We start from the raw sequence: 13,303 nt of genomic DNA, 5'->3' as shown, positions 1-13,303 counted from the left end.
AGAAAGATGACACAGAAAGAACGCGTGTTGGTTTTGACTCAAGAAGAGTCTACGAGCACATGGCGTAAGACGCGAAATTTATTGTTATTACAAGTGAAGTTATGGATAGATGCACTGAGGGATTTTGCTCTAATGCCGGTTGGACTGGTGTGCTATTTGCTGGATTTAGCGAGTGATAGCAAAGAAGATCGTTATTGGAATCGTTTAATGAAGTGGGGACGTCAAAGTGACCACCACATTAATTTATTCCAGCACGAGTCGTTTGATAAGAAAAAGGCAGTAACCGTAGATGACCTCGCCGATATCGTCGAGGATGTTTTGAAAAAAGATGTTAAAGATTCGCAAAACACACAACAGTTAGTGGAAACCATTAAACAGCGTGTTAAAACACAATTTCGTCCAGACTAGCAGAAGGAAATTTTCCCATGCGGAATTTACTCGCGGTACTGGGTTTTGCGGTTACTCCAGTGGTAGCGCTCGCCGAACCTAAAGAAGAAGCCTTCACCGGTGAAGAGCCTGGTGTAGGAGCTTTCGCAACATTGACATTAGAAAATGATTTATTCGCAGGGAAAGATGGTGGTTATACCAATGGTATTGGTTACAGCTGGGGTTATGGTCCTTATGATGACTATGCAGAAACTAGCGCTCCAAACTGGCTCGTCGGAATGGGGGAATATCTATTCTTAGATACTGACGATTCTCGAGAAAAGGCCGTAAGCTTCAGTATTTTCCAAGGTATGCAGACACCCGAAAATATTCAAGAAGAAGAGTTGATTGAAAATGATCTTCCTTATGCTGGATTACTGGGTTGGCGTGGGACTTTGTACGCTTGGGATAATGATGTTGCTGATCAGTTTTCAGTCATTGTGGGCATGGTTGGCCCTGCGTCATTGGCGGAAAAGACGCAAAAAGCAGTGCATGATATAACGGACTCAGAAAAGCCTAGAGGTTGGGACAACCAACTACACAATGAACTCGTCTTTAGTATCAATGCTCAACGCAGCTGGCGCTTTGATATGACCAATGGTGACGGTTTCGGTATGGATTTTCTAACTTTTGCAAGCGGCAGTTTAGGAACCTTTAATTCAGAAGTTGCTGCCTCTGGAATGGTTCGCTTAGGCTCTGGTCTTGAAGAAACGTTTCCAGCAGTAAGCATTTTGCCAGGGCGTGATATTAATCCTTTAGCAGGTTCTGAGGGCGATCATTTTTATATGTTCTTAGGTGCGCAGGCTCGGTATGTATTTAATGATATCTTTGTTGATGGAAACACTTTCCGAAACAGTCACTCAGTAACCTTGAAACACGAAGGTTTCATCGTTTCAACGGGCGCTGTTTGGAACTGGGAGCAGTGGGGGCTTTTATTTTCTGTAGCTGAAACCAGCTCTACTTTTGAGGAACGCGATGGTAAAGGACGTTTTGGATCACTGAGCGTAAGTTACCGTTTTTAAATGCTTTTTATTGGTGAGGGCTGGGGTAGCTAATCTCGACTATCCACAGCCTTTTGCTTTCTTCCGGAAGTTTGACAACCACTTCATCATCGAGTTCTTTTCCTAGCAACGCTCTTGCCATTGGCGAGTCCACGCTGATGTATTCCGGCGCGACATCAAACTCATCAGAACCAACAATTCGATAAACGGTTTCTTCATCGGAATCATCAACAACGGTTACCTTAGCCCCAAAAAACACTTTATCTTGCTGACTTGGTGTATGCTCGATGACTTGCATCTCTGCGGTGCGTTTTTGAAGGTATCGAACGCGGCGGTCGATTTCACGAAGCTGCTTTTTTCGATAGATGTATTCGGCATTCTCACTGCGATCACCTTCTGCCGCTGCCGCGTTAATGGCGCGAGTGACCTCGGGGCGTAAGTTTTTCCATAAATGAGCAAGCTCATTGCGTAGGCGCGTAGCCCCTGCTGCAGTAATCAGGTTCGAGCGTTTCATTTAGGTTTTACAGGGTATCGTCGTCTTTCTTTTGTGAGCTTTCTTCAAGTTGTTTGTTGATAGTATCAACGCGCTTATTCATTTCCTCTTCAACAGCTTTAGCTTTATCAAGTTGCTGCTGTTTGTAATCGCTCAACTCAGTTCGTTCCTCTTTTTCAGATCCGCAACCAGCGAGCATTAACAGCGTAGCTGATAGGGTGAGTAAGGCTCGGTAATTCATAATATCACCTACAATTCTTTAAACGGCCATTATAAAAAGTGTCACCAATATCAACAAGGGTTGAGTTGGCAACAATTGAGGGCAAAAAAAAGCTGGCCAAAGGCCAGCAACTGTAGTGGAGACTTATCTTATTATAGTAAAATCTTAGTGAGTATTAATTCTGTTTCTGCTAGAGCGCGTACTGCCAGCCGAGAGTTGCGTTCCAGTCATTGCCCAGTTGTGGTCCATCAAGGTTTTGGTGAACGGTTTTCTTTAGTTCTATGGCTAGGCGATGATGCCCATCAATTTTAATATTTGCGCCAAGGCCTAAGTCCCAAAAGTAACCGCTACGCAGATCAGTGCGGGCCGTTGGAACCATCATTGGGTTTAAATCGTCGTCTTGTCCTTTGATATCTCTTTGATTGGTATAGGTAACCGTAGTATTCAGTGATACTTGCTGGTTCAGGTTGTACGCAAACCAACTGTTGAGGTTAAAGCGATTACCTAGGCGATAATCGAGGTCATTGTAGCCAGTCCTAAACAGCTGCTTACCTTGTACTCCCCAAGATGACTGCTCAAAAAACTCAGTATGTGTAGCGCCTATTTCGATGTCGTAGGTACCTGAACCCAGCTGCATCGGATACGGAAGGCGGGCATAGCCCATTGGCGTCTGATCTTGCTCTTTGATACTGCCAGTCGGTAGCGATAGAGCAAGATTGATATGGCTCGCTGAGTTGTTATCTTTGTTGATATTGAGCAAGGTACCGATTTTTGTGTCCGAAATACCCGATGTCTCAGTCGTAAAGTTTATGCCCATGCGCGTGACATGATCCATTGAGGTGCTGAGGTAGTTCGCCATCAACATTAAGGTAACATCATCACTCGGTGCATACATGGCTCCTAGCATGTGCATATCCATGTCCATGCTTTGTGGTGACACCATAAAGTTTTGTAAGACTTGTTCCGTACTGACTTTATCGCTACCGACATAGTTATCTGCCATGCTCATGGTCATAAAGCGGTATGAGACCATCCACTCACCTTCGCTATGGGTATGGTCGCCCATGATTGAAATCGGTGCGTGACTGTCTGGTCGAGAACTGTTGTCTGCTAGGGCGGAAGCGGTAAATAACGTTGTTGATAGTGCAAGTAATGCTTTGAGTGACATCGTCATAATCTTTGGGTTGATGAATAAAACTGTGGCAATTGTAGTGTGTTGTGCCAAAGCTGAACATGCGACATATTGTCGCACTCAGTGATAAAGTGTCGCTCAACCCTAGGGAGTAGGGCTTGGTTGAATTATAATCATCGACAATAGCTTCTCTGGCAACTGTGTTGGGCATTGTGATCGATCATAAAAAGTTTACCCAAAGCATTTTAATTTCTCTGAGTTGGATTAGGGCGATCGCACTGATCATGCAGGTGGTTTACATGCTGTGGTTTGTGAACCCTATTCACATGATGGTCTGGGTGTTGATTGTGGTTCAGGTTTGCTTGTTGTTGTCAGGTTGGATAAACCAAAAGTTGCGCCTAAGTCAAAAGGCACTGTTAATTAATTTATTGCTGGACGTATTGCTGCTTGGTGGATACGTGTATCTGACAGGGGGAGCTTCCAACCCGCTGATTTCTTTACTGCTACTACCAATTGTGACCGCTTCAGTAGCGCTAAAGCGCTATGTGGCGGTGGTCGTGCTGGTAACTGCTGGGTTAGTTTACTCTCTGCTGTATGTGATCGATCAGCCACAGCATCATCATGCTAGTAACTTTTCGTCACACCTACTCGGCATGTGGTTGGTATTTATCGCCAGTGCGGGTTTAATTTTTTATGTGGCCAGCTATTTATCTAACGCCATAAGACAGCAACAAAAGCGTATTCAACAGCATGAGCAGCGACAATTAAGAGACGACTATTTGACCGCTCTTGGCTTATCGGCGGCGGATGCCGCTCACCAGTTAAATACCCCATTGTCATCTTTAACTGTATTGCTGGATGACATGATGGATGGTGATAGTCATAACGAACAGGACATGCGTGTAATGCAGCAGCAAGTTCAGCGCTGTCATAACATTACACAATCGATCCAGCAGCAGTTCGACGAGCTTAAGTCGGGTGAGTTTAGAACAATTGCCATCAAAGAATTGGTCGGTGTTGTGGCACGCAACTTCCGACTGCTTTACCCTGAAGTTCAGTTATTGGTTGAGAATGGCTCACTAGAAGGTAGGGTGCACAGCCATATTGGGTTGCAAAGCGCGCTCTTAAATTTACTGGATAATGCTGCTAAAGCATCCCAAAGTCTGGGTAAGAGTGAAGTTCACTTGAAATTGCATGACGATGATAGTTATTGCTATATCGATATTATTGATCAGGGGGCGGGCTTAACGGATGAGGATATTGATCGTTACGGTTGGCGCCCTCGTGAGGATCGCAACAGTCCCGGCGGTATGGGCATCGGTACCTTGATTTCTAATGCCAGCATCGAGCAGGTCGGCGGATATTTGAGAGTTTTGCCTTACAAACCCGGTGCAAAAATTCGAGTAGCGCTACCTTTACAAGCAAGCGGCTATGATAGTCATGTGGGAGCGTCGTCTTGACCGAAAGCTCTAATAAACAACTGTTACTGATTGAGGATGATGAAGTCTTTGCTCAAGTATTGAGCCGCTCTCTAGCTGCAAAAACTATCGATGTCACCGTGTGCTACTCGGTTGAAGAGGCGAAGCAGAGGCACCAGACACTTCAATTAGATTACATCATTCTTGATCTCTTCCTAGGAGATGATTCGGGACTCTCAATATTACCGGAGCTTCGAGAGCGCCATCCAAATACCAGTATTCTGGTCTTAACGGGTTATGCCAGCATCGCCACAACCGTGCAGGCAGTGAAATTAGGGGCGGATAACTACCTTCCTAAACCCGCTACCGCAAAGCAAATACTTCAGGCCTTATCGCAGCAGAGTTTAGACTCAACCAAAGTTCCTGAGGCTGAGCCGATATCAGTAGATCGTCTGGAGTGGGAGCATATTCAGGCAGTTTTGGCCCAACACGAGGGTAATGTTTCGGCTACAGCCCGAGCGTTGGGCATGCACCGTAGAACACTCCAACGCAAACTTGCCAAGAAACCTTCACAAAAATGAAATATGTGTTGGTAATCATTATCATTTAGATTTATAATCCCGCCGGAAAGTCAATTCTACAGATAACGAGTTAGGTAAAAACATGAAAGCTCCTTTTCATTTGAGTATCGTAGCGTCTGCTGTGATATTGGGGACAGCGATTGCAACGCCAGCAATTGCTGAAGAGAAACAAAAGGAAGACTTAGAGACCATCACGATTATTGGTGATAGCTCAAGTGCTAAAAAAGTTGCGGGTTCTGCACATATCGTAACTGAAGCTGAGCTAGAAGCGTTTAAATATAGCGACGTTAATCGTGCGGTTCGTCAAGTGCCTGGTGTTTATGTACAGCTAGAAGACGGTTTAGGGTTACGCCCAAATATCGGCCTTCGTGGCACCGGCACCAGCCGCACAGGTCGTGTGAGCTTGATGGAAGATGGTGTCTTGATTGCGCCAGCACCATACGCAGCATCGTCTGCTTACTATTTCCCAACATTTGATCGCATTACTGGCATCGAAGTATTAAAAGGCCCAGCAAGCATCAAGTATGGTCCTTTCACTGTTGGTGGTGCCGTTAACTTGATTTCACGCCAAATACCGCAAGATGGTCAAGGCCAACTAAAGCTGGAGAAGGGCGAGCATGAAGAGCAGCACGGCTACTTCTACTATGGCGATAGTTTCGATAACTTTGGTTACTTGGTTGAATTGAATGATCACCAGTCAGATGGTTTCAAAACAATTGACCGTATTGGCCAAGAGACAGGTTTTGAGAAGCGCGATCAAGTGGTCAAGCTTCGCTTTAACACTGATTCTGACGCAGCAGTATATCAGCAACTGGACATCAAACTGCAAAACTCTCATGAAGAGTCAGATCAGTCTTACATGGGATTAACGGACGTAGATTTCGCCGCAGATCCTTACAGAATGTATGGTGTATCTGAAGATGATAACTTCGTAGGTAAGCACCAACAGGTTGTTTTAAGCTATTTCGCCGATCTAAGCGATAGCTTGAACTTAAACGTCACGGCTTACCAAAACGACTTTGCGCGTAACTGGTATAAAACTGGCAAGTTCTACATGGAAGATACCGCGAATCCTGGCAGCTACAACAGCGTCAGCTGGTCTTCGGTTATCGGTGAAATTAACACCAACCCAGGTAGCACATTAGCAAATTACTACCAATCAATTCTTAATGGCGCGGATAGCGGCAATGACTTAATTGATAAAGTTGATGGTAATCGTGCTTATTTAAGTGAAGGTATTCAAGCGCGTTTAGATTGGAACTTCATGACAGGCAGCGCTGACCACTTATTACAACTGGGCATTCGTGTACACGAAGACGAAGCGGATCGTTTCCAACGTCGCGGTTTCTTCGCGCAAGAAAATGGTCAGTTAGTCGTAGTTGACCCAGGCGTATGGGGTGATGCAGGCAACCGTATCGACTCGGCAGAAGCTAACTCTTACTACATCATGGATACTATCACATGGGGTGACTGGACGTTTACGCCAGGCCTACGTTATGAAGACGTTGAGCTAAAGCGTGAAAACTGGGGTTCTGCGCCAGATCGCTCAGCAGCGGCGAGTGTTCGCACAAATAGCGTATCAGAAGTACTACCAGGCTTCGGTGCGGTATGGGATGTAAACGCTACCACAAGCATTTTGTTTGGTGCGCATAAAGGTTTCGCACCTCCAGGAAGCAGTGCTGATGACAAGCCTGAAGAAAGCTGGAACTATGAGCTAGGTCTTCGCTTCAGCGGTTCTCAGTACTCGAGTGAGTTGATTGCTTTCTACAGCGACTACGAAAACTTGCTTGGTGAGTGTACGTTAGCTAACAGCGGTTGTGATATTAACAACGAAGGCGACAAATTTAACGGCGGTAAAGCTGAAGTTAAAGGTGTTGAGCTTCTGGTTACTGGTGAGTTCGCTGAACACTGGCCAGCACGTTTGAGCTATACTTTCACGGATACTGAATTTGGTAGCTCTTTCGACAGTAACGTTTGGGGTGATGTCACAGCGGGTCAACCGATCCCTTACATCCCTGAGAACCAAGCGCAGTTGATGTTTGGTTATGACAACTCTGAGTGGAGTGTGCTAGCAAGCGTTAACTACTTTGACTCACTATGTACTAAGCCTGCTTGTGGTGAGTTTGAGCGTACGGACGAGCGTACTTTAGTTGACTTATCTGGTGAAATTCAAGCCAATGACAATGTTGCTTTCTACGCAACCATTGAGAATATCACTGATGAAGACTCAATTGTCGCTCGCGAGCCTTATGGCGCACGTCCAGACAAGCCAAGAACAGCTAAAGTTGGCGTTAGATTATCATTCTAATACCAAGTGTTTGTTCGAAAAGCCCGCCTTTTGGCGGGCTTTTTTGTGGTGACTGGAAATGTAACGTTCTCTGCAACAGAGCGTCAAATGGTGTAATATTAAGGTGATACTTTAGACATAGTGATACAAATGAAACAGATAGACTGGTTTGATGAATATTTAAAAGTGTTTGATAAGATTGAGCAGCGGTTGATGGAGCTTGGCTTGTGGTCGCAAAAGCGTCCTGCGCCTGAAGCATTGGAGAGCTCAATGCCTTTTTGTGTGGATACGTTAAAACTTGAGCAGTGGTTGCAGTTTGTCTTCTTGCCGAGAATGCGACGCAGTGTTGAGCGAAAGCAGCTTCCACCGGGCCCAGCGCAGATTGCGCCCATCGCAGAAGAAGCCTTCAAAGAAAAGAATGATACTGACAAGTTAATTCGCGCTATCCAAAAATTTGATGAAGTGTCGCACTTAAGCCATCTACACTAAACACCATGAAACCAGCTCAAATCGAACGTTATGAAAAAGAACTAATACAGCTCGAAGCGGAGCTGATGGGGTTTCTAGGGCTGTCCTCAGAATCAAGTCAAGCGGTTGAGTTGGACCAGGCGCGCATGGGGCGGGTATCACGCGGTGATGCCATGCAGCAACAGGCGATGGTTAGCGCTGCCCACCAGCGAGATCAAAAGCATCTTATTGCAGTACGAAAAGCCTTAAAGCGTATCAAGAATGACGATTATGGATTCTGTTTAGAGTGCGGGGAAGAGATTAACCTCAAGCGATTAGATGTCTCACCAGAAACCGAGTTGTGCTTGGATTGCCAGTCGCTGCAAGAGCAGCGTCAAAAAACTCGGTCCTAGTGGGCTAACCAAAGGCGGTTTATCGGAAAAAGTCTTCTGCTTGAATCCCTGAATTCTGGCTTGAAGTTTTTTTATCCCCTTCAAGCGGGTGCTTCCAAGCGTACAGTTTCAAGTCTACTTTGCCCTTTATCACTTTAACGCCTTCTTTTTCCAGCAATGACTGTTGTATTGCGAAATGGTCGCTGTCTGAGTTAAAAGCAATTTTTCCATCCGCACCAATGACCCGCTGCCATGGTAGTTTTTTCCGGTTTGGCGCTGATCCAAGAGCTTTGCTGACATGACGTGCATGCCGCGGAAAGCCTGAGAGTTTGGCGATAGCGCCGTAACTGGTGACTTTCCCTTTAGGAATTTTACTGACCCAGTAATAAACCTGTTGACGAAAGTGCTCCATTTGTTCACTCATCGGTAACTCCGAATAAAGCCAGAAGGTAAATATTTTTAAACTCTAGCATACCACTTTTGCTTATGAATAGAGCCCGGAGTATAGTGATTTTTTCAAAGGAGTATTATCAGGAGCCCTTCATGCAAGACTTAGTAAATATGGTCTTAGGATCGCAAAACTCAGGTGCTGTCGAGCAAATTGCTAAACAGTTTAATTTGGACACTCAGCAAACATCGAATGCACTGGAGCAGTTACTGCCTTCCTTAAAGCAAGGTATGAAGCACAACACGCAGCAGCAAGGTGGTTTAGAATCGTTATTAGGTGCATTGTTGAATAGTGGCAACCAGGCTTATGTTGAGCAGCCTGAAAAGCTGGCTGAGCCACAAGCGGTGGATAATGGTAATGCCATTTTGGGGCACCTGTTAGGTAGCAAAGAAACCAGTCGTCAGGTAGCCGAGCAGGCTGCTACAAAAACAGGTATTGATAGCGGTATTCTAAAACAAATCCTGCCTTTGGCTGCTAATATGCTAATGGGGTCTCTGACCAAGCAAACAAATGTCGAAAAAGAGCAACAGGGCTTTCTGCAAGGTTTCTTGGATTCCGATAATGATGGTTCGGTACTGGATGATGTAGCTGGTATGGCGAGTAAACTGTTCCGTTAAACTCGTTACAGCCGAAGTAAAAAGCCCTGACTATGCAGGGCTTTTTTGTGCGCTTTAGGCGAGTATTCACGGGCTGCGTGTTAAGCGTCTGGGCGATAAAGAAAACCCAATGATGAGTTACAGCATACGTTTTAGAACGTCAGTGTTTTTGTCTTTATCGAGGAAGCGATGCTTTAATGACCCGAGAAGATGTAACACGATGAGACCCAGTAATATGTAGGGTAAAATGCCGTGTGCATCGAGTGCGCCCTGAGAGCTTTCCATGTTGTCTTCGACAAACCCAGGAATTTCTACCCCAAACCATTCGACAGGGAAGCCCGCAAAGTCCGACATCATGTAGCCTGATATCGGCACTAATAACATTAGTAGATACAGCAGGAAGTGAACCGTTTTGGTTAAAACCTTTTCCCACCAAGCAAGCTCTTGAGGGATCTTGGGGACTGGGCTGAAAAAACGGACTAATAAGCGGATTACGACTAAACCAAGCAGGGTTATACCAACCGATTTGTGGATAGGGTAAATGTCGTATTTTGTTGGGTGCTCGTCGGGAAGGCCTGCCATGTACCAACCAACACCAATCATGCCCAGAATCAGTACTGCAATGAGCCAGTGTAGGATACGCATCAGTAAGGTATATTTTGTGGTCTCTGTTGCCATAGTGGTGACTCCAATTATTTTAATTATCAACTGCTTGGAGTAAGAATGGCAGAGATGCTTTTTAAAGGCAAGTTGGCGCTATTAAAGAATAGCGCCAGGATGGGGCTTTTGGAGACTGAGTTACTTAGTTGTAGCGAGCGCTGTTCCCATGACTGTTGGTGCGTAAGCTTTCATGTTGTCTTCCCATGCGATGGTATCTTTAGGGAATAGCAAGATCACGGTTGACCCCAGTTTGAATCGGCCCATTTCTTCGCCTTTTTCGAGGGTGATGCTCTTATCGTGATAATCCCAAGTTTTAATATCGTCACGTGTCGGCGGTGTGATAGTCCCTTCCCAAACCGTTTCGATGCTGCCAACGATAGTTGCACCGACTAAGACCATCGCCATTGGGCCAATGTCAGTATCGAACATAGCGACCACACGCTCGTTGCGCGCAAATAGATTGGGTACGTTACGCGCGGTCAAAGGGTTCACACTAAACAAGTTACCCGGTACATGAAGCATTTTAGTCAGCTTGCCTTTCATCGGCATGTGGACCCGATGATAATCTTTGGGTGACAAGTAAATCGTTGCAAACTCACCATTTTCGAAAGGTTTCGATAACTCAGCATCGCCACCCAGTAACGTCTTGGCGCTGTAACGATGACCTTTCGCCTGAAAAATAAAACCTTTCTCAATGGGACCTAACTGACTGACTTTGCCGTCTGCAGGGTTGACGATAACTGAATCACCTTCCGCAATTGGACGAACACCTTCCTTTAGGCTGCGCGTAAAGAAATCATTAAAAGTTTCATAATCCTCAGGATTTTCACGCTCGGCGATACTCATGTCGATGCCGTACTTTTTGATAAACCACTTCGCAAAAGCGTTTTTGATCGTTGGGTTTTTACTTTCCGCGATCTTGCCCATTAGAATCGACAAGCCGTGTTGCGGTATTAGATATTGTAATAAGACTTTGAGTTTATCAGCCATGGTGGTTTAGGTGTTTGCTTTAATTGATTGAATTGTAACTTAAATTAGTAAAACAGACTATTGTTATGCTCTTAGGTCAGAAATTCTTTCTTTTGGTTCCTTTTCTTGGCCACACAAGAAAAGGAACTCGCTATAAGAGCGAAAAGCACTATTTAGATAAGTGATTGATTGAAATTTTGAAATTTAACTAAACTGCTGATCGTAGTTCTGGATCAGGTGATGGTAATTCTTGATTCTAGACTCTGCTATGTCACCGCTTTTAGCGGCAGCTAATACAGCACAGCCAGGTTCTTTGATGTGCTTGCAGTCACGGAATTTACAGTGTTCGGCGAGCTTGTAAATTTCAACAAACCCTTGCTGAATATCATGATCTTCTAGGTGCCACAAACCAAACTCACGCACTCCAGGGGAGTCGACGAGGTATGTGTCATCGTCGAGCTTGTACAGCCTTGAGGCAGTGGTGGTATGAGTGCCGAGGCCTGAGGTTTCAGAAATATCGGCGGTGGCGACTTCGAGCTCTGGGAACAGGTACTTGATCAGTGTGGATTTGCCGACGCCAGACTGACCTGCTAATAATAATTGCTTGCCTCGTAAGTCTTTGACCAGTTCATCCACTTGGTCGCCATGCTTAGCGCTAATAAAATAAATGGGGTAACCAATATCTTGGTATGTTTTTAAGCGTTGCTGTATGTCTGCGCGTTCTTCATCGCCCAGCAAATCCCACTTATTAAACACCAGCCACACGGGAATATTGCTGGATTCGGCTGCGACTAAATAACGGTCGAGGAGCATTTCTGAAAAACCAAGCTCAGGCGCTAATAGCAGGGCTACTAGGTCGATATTGGCGGCTACGGGCTTAATGCCGTGATGTGGGGTCGGGCGCTTTAAAAGAGATGTGCGATCTTCAAACCTGACAAGCACGCCCGTATCCAGCTTTTCTTGGCGCTGAAAGGTTGCTTTGTCGCCCACTACAGGAACTTCTTTGGCGCGTCTCAAAAAGCAGCGGATGGTTTCGAAATTTTGGTCAGCAATATCGACCTGCTGACCAAAACGGCTGATCACAATCCCCTGTTCTTCAGGCCCAAGCTCTTCGGAATTGACCTCGTCAGGAACTTCCTGACGCTGTTTTTTATTGTGTTTACGTTTCTTTCCCAATGCTTAGGCCTTGTTTGATATTAGTCTTGAAAGTTCGGTCCGAATGAACCGTTATTGTCCAACGCATCGATGTGCGCCGCACAAATCAGATCGTTGAGGCATAAACTATTGCCCGCATCGTGCGTGGTGTAGCGGACTAAGCAGTGGCCATAGCTGACTTCAAGATCTGGGTGGTGGGCTTGTTTATTAGCAACCCAAGCCACAGCATTGACAAACGCCATGGTGTGGTAATAGTTTTTGAATTTGAATTTGCGTGATACTTCGCCTTTATCAGCATCGTAATTCCACTCGGGAAGCTGCTCTTTCAGCAACGAGTCGCGAGTGTCATTATCCAGAGGCTTTTTTGAGTCGTCGTTATGTACACATTGCTGAGATGCTAACTGTTCCATAATTACTCCAAAATTCGTTTCTTAGATCTGCATGAGTTAAAATTTGTGTCTATAATAACTGAAGTAACACCATATTTTTAGCAAAACTCAACAAACGGGAGTGTTTTGTGGCACAAAACGCAGATAATTTGATTTGGCTGGATCTCGAAATGACAGGGTTGGATCCTGAAACCGACAAGGTGATTGAAATCGCGACCATCGTGACTGATAAGGACCTGAATATATTGGCTGAAGGCCCTGTATTGGCGATTCATCAAGACGACGACACGCTGGAAAACATGAACGAGTGGTGCGTCGAGCAGCACGGTAAGTCAGGACTTACTAAGCGTGTGAAGGACAGCCGCGTCGATGAAGCCGAGGCTTCTCGCCAAACCATTGAGTTTTTGAAACAGTGGGTGCCGGAAGGTAAGTCGCCAATGTGCGGCAATTCTATTTGTCAGGATCGCCGCTTTATGGTGAAGCATATGCCTGAATTGGAGCGTTATTTCCATTACCGCCACTTGGACGTGAGTACCCTAAAAGAGCTGGCTCGTCGCTGGAAGCCTGCTATCTTGCCTGGTTTTAAGAAAAGTGCGACGCATTTGGCTCTGGATGATATTCGAGAGTCAATTGCAGAGTGTGCCTACTACCGCGAGCACTTTATCGACCTGACTGAGAAAAGCTAAGTT

At 45.5% G+C, this 13,303-nt stretch carries 17 protein-coding genes; 9 read left to right on the top strand and 8 right to left on the bottom strand.

Going from position 1 to position 13,303, the window contains the following annotated elements:
• The first annotated feature begins 6 nt into the window (after positions 1 to 6).
• Positions 7 to 408: a hypothetical protein gene (locus KFK88_RS08830; RefSeq protein ID WP_223578681.1), complete on the top strand. Its 402-nt coding sequence runs from the start codon at positions 7 to 9 to the stop codon at positions 406 to 408.
• A gap of 17 nt (positions 409 to 425) precedes the next feature.
• Positions 426 to 1,448 (top strand): lipid A deacylase LpxR family protein, encoded by a 1,023-nt coding sequence (locus KFK88_RS08825; protein WP_223578679.1) that lies wholly within the window; start codon positions 426 to 428, stop codon positions 1,446 to 1,448.
• Positions 1,449 to 1,455: 7 nt separating this feature from the next.
• On the opposite strand, the gene greB is transcribed toward KFK88_RS08825, so the two are convergent.
• The 3 genes from greB to KFK88_RS08810 all read right to left on the bottom strand — a co-directional run bounded on the left by greB (position 1,456) and on the right by KFK88_RS08810 (position 3,308).
• Positions 1,456 to 1,941: a transcription elongation factor GreB gene (greB, locus tag KFK88_RS08820; RefSeq protein WP_223578677.1), complete on the bottom strand. Its 486-nt coding sequence runs from the start codon at positions 1,939 to 1,941 to the stop codon at positions 1,456 to 1,458.
• A 7-nt stretch (positions 1,942 to 1,948) separates the two neighbouring features.
• Positions 1,949 to 2,161: a hypothetical protein gene (locus tag KFK88_RS08815; RefSeq protein WP_223578675.1), complete on the bottom strand. Its 213-nt coding sequence runs from the start codon at positions 2,159 to 2,161 to the stop codon at positions 1,949 to 1,951.
• Between the two features lie 169 nt (positions 2,162 to 2,330).
• Complete coding sequence (locus KFK88_RS08810) at positions 2,331 to 3,308, bottom strand: transporter (RefSeq protein WP_223578673.1); 978 nt, start codon at positions 3,306 to 3,308, stop codon at positions 2,331 to 2,333.
• 263 nt (positions 3,309 to 3,571) lie between these two features.
• Here KFK88_RS08810 and KFK88_RS08805 point away from each other — a divergent pair, with 263 nt between their 5' ends.
• The 5 genes from KFK88_RS08805 (at position 3,572) to KFK88_RS08785 (ending at position 8,418) form a co-directional block, all read left to right on the top strand.
• Positions 3,572 to 4,732: a sensor histidine kinase gene (locus KFK88_RS08805; protein ID WP_223578671.1), complete on the top strand. Its 1,161-nt coding sequence runs from the start codon at positions 3,572 to 3,574 to the stop codon at positions 4,730 to 4,732.
• Complete coding sequence (locus KFK88_RS08800) at positions 4,729 to 5,271, top strand: response regulator transcription factor (protein ID WP_223578669.1); 543 nt, start codon at positions 4,729 to 4,731, stop codon at positions 5,269 to 5,271. Before KFK88_RS08805 ends, KFK88_RS08800 begins: the two co-directional genes overlap by 4 nt.
• 82 nt (positions 5,272 to 5,353) lie before the next feature.
• Entirely contained in the window at positions 5,354 to 7,579 is a 2,226-nt protein-coding gene (locus KFK88_RS08795; protein ID WP_223578667.1) for a TonB-dependent receptor family protein, read from the top strand.
• A 129-nt stretch (positions 7,580 to 7,708) separates the two neighbouring features.
• Complete coding sequence (locus KFK88_RS08790; RefSeq protein ID WP_223578665.1) at positions 7,709 to 8,047, top strand: YqcC family protein; 339 nt, start codon at positions 7,709 to 7,711, stop codon at positions 8,045 to 8,047.
• Positions 8,048 to 8,052: 5 nt separating this feature from the next.
• Complete coding sequence (locus KFK88_RS08785; protein ID WP_223578663.1) at positions 8,053 to 8,418, top strand: TraR/DksA family transcriptional regulator; 366 nt, start codon at positions 8,053 to 8,055, stop codon at positions 8,416 to 8,418.
• A gap of 19 nt (positions 8,419 to 8,437) precedes the next feature.
• Here the strand turns inward: KFK88_RS08785 and KFK88_RS08780 are convergent, their stop codons facing one another.
• The gene (locus tag KFK88_RS08780; RefSeq protein ID WP_223578661.1) at positions 8,438 to 8,821 is read right to left on the bottom strand and encodes an MGMT family protein; all 384 of its coding nucleotides are present in this window, start codon (positions 8,819 to 8,821) and stop codon (positions 8,438 to 8,440) included.
• Between the two features lie 119 nt (positions 8,822 to 8,940).
• Between KFK88_RS08780 and KFK88_RS08775 the strand changes: the two genes are divergently transcribed.
• Positions 8,941 to 9,462: a DUF937 domain-containing protein gene (locus tag KFK88_RS08775; protein WP_223578659.1), complete on the top strand. Its 522-nt coding sequence runs from the start codon at positions 8,941 to 8,943 to the stop codon at positions 9,460 to 9,462.
• Positions 9,463 to 9,579: 117 nt separating this feature from the next.
• On the opposite strand, the gene KFK88_RS08770 is transcribed toward KFK88_RS08775, so the two are convergent.
• The 4 genes from KFK88_RS08770 to KFK88_RS08755 all read right to left on the bottom strand — a co-directional run bounded on the left by KFK88_RS08770 (position 9,580) and on the right by KFK88_RS08755 (position 12,635).
• Positions 9,580 to 10,119: a cytochrome b gene (locus tag KFK88_RS08770; protein WP_223578657.1), complete on the bottom strand. Its 540-nt coding sequence runs from the start codon at positions 10,117 to 10,119 to the stop codon at positions 9,580 to 9,582.
• 120 nt (positions 10,120 to 10,239) lie between these two features.
• On the bottom strand, positions 10,240 to 11,091 hold the full coding sequence (gene asd, locus KFK88_RS08765; protein ID WP_223578655.1) for an archaetidylserine decarboxylase: 852 nt from the start codon (positions 11,089 to 11,091) through the stop codon (positions 10,240 to 10,242).
• A 183-nt stretch (positions 11,092 to 11,274) separates the two neighbouring features.
• Entirely contained in the window at positions 11,275 to 12,246 is a 972-nt protein-coding gene (gene rsgA / locus KFK88_RS08760; protein ID WP_223578654.1) for a small ribosomal subunit biogenesis GTPase RsgA, read from the bottom strand.
• Between the two features lie 20 nt (positions 12,247 to 12,266).
• On the bottom strand, positions 12,267 to 12,635 hold the full coding sequence (locus KFK88_RS08755) for a 4a-hydroxytetrahydrobiopterin dehydratase (protein WP_223578653.1): 369 nt from the start codon (positions 12,633 to 12,635) through the stop codon (positions 12,267 to 12,269).
• Between the two features lie 107 nt (positions 12,636 to 12,742).
• Here KFK88_RS08755 and orn point away from each other — a divergent pair, with 107 nt between their 5' ends.
• Positions 12,743 to 13,300, top strand: a complete 558-nt coding sequence (orn, locus tag KFK88_RS08750; protein ID WP_223578652.1) for an oligoribonuclease — start codon at positions 12,743 to 12,745, stop codon at positions 13,298 to 13,300.
• Positions 13,301 to 13,303 lie beyond the last annotated feature (3 nt).

Source organism: Kangiella taiwanensis (genome assembly GCF_020005165.1).
GTDB lineage: Bacteria > Pseudomonadota > Gammaproteobacteria > Enterobacterales > Kangiellaceae > Kangiella > Kangiella taiwanensis.
The sequence above is the reverse complement of the archived record's forward strand: the minus strand, read 5'-3'. Positions and strand labels throughout refer to the sequence as shown.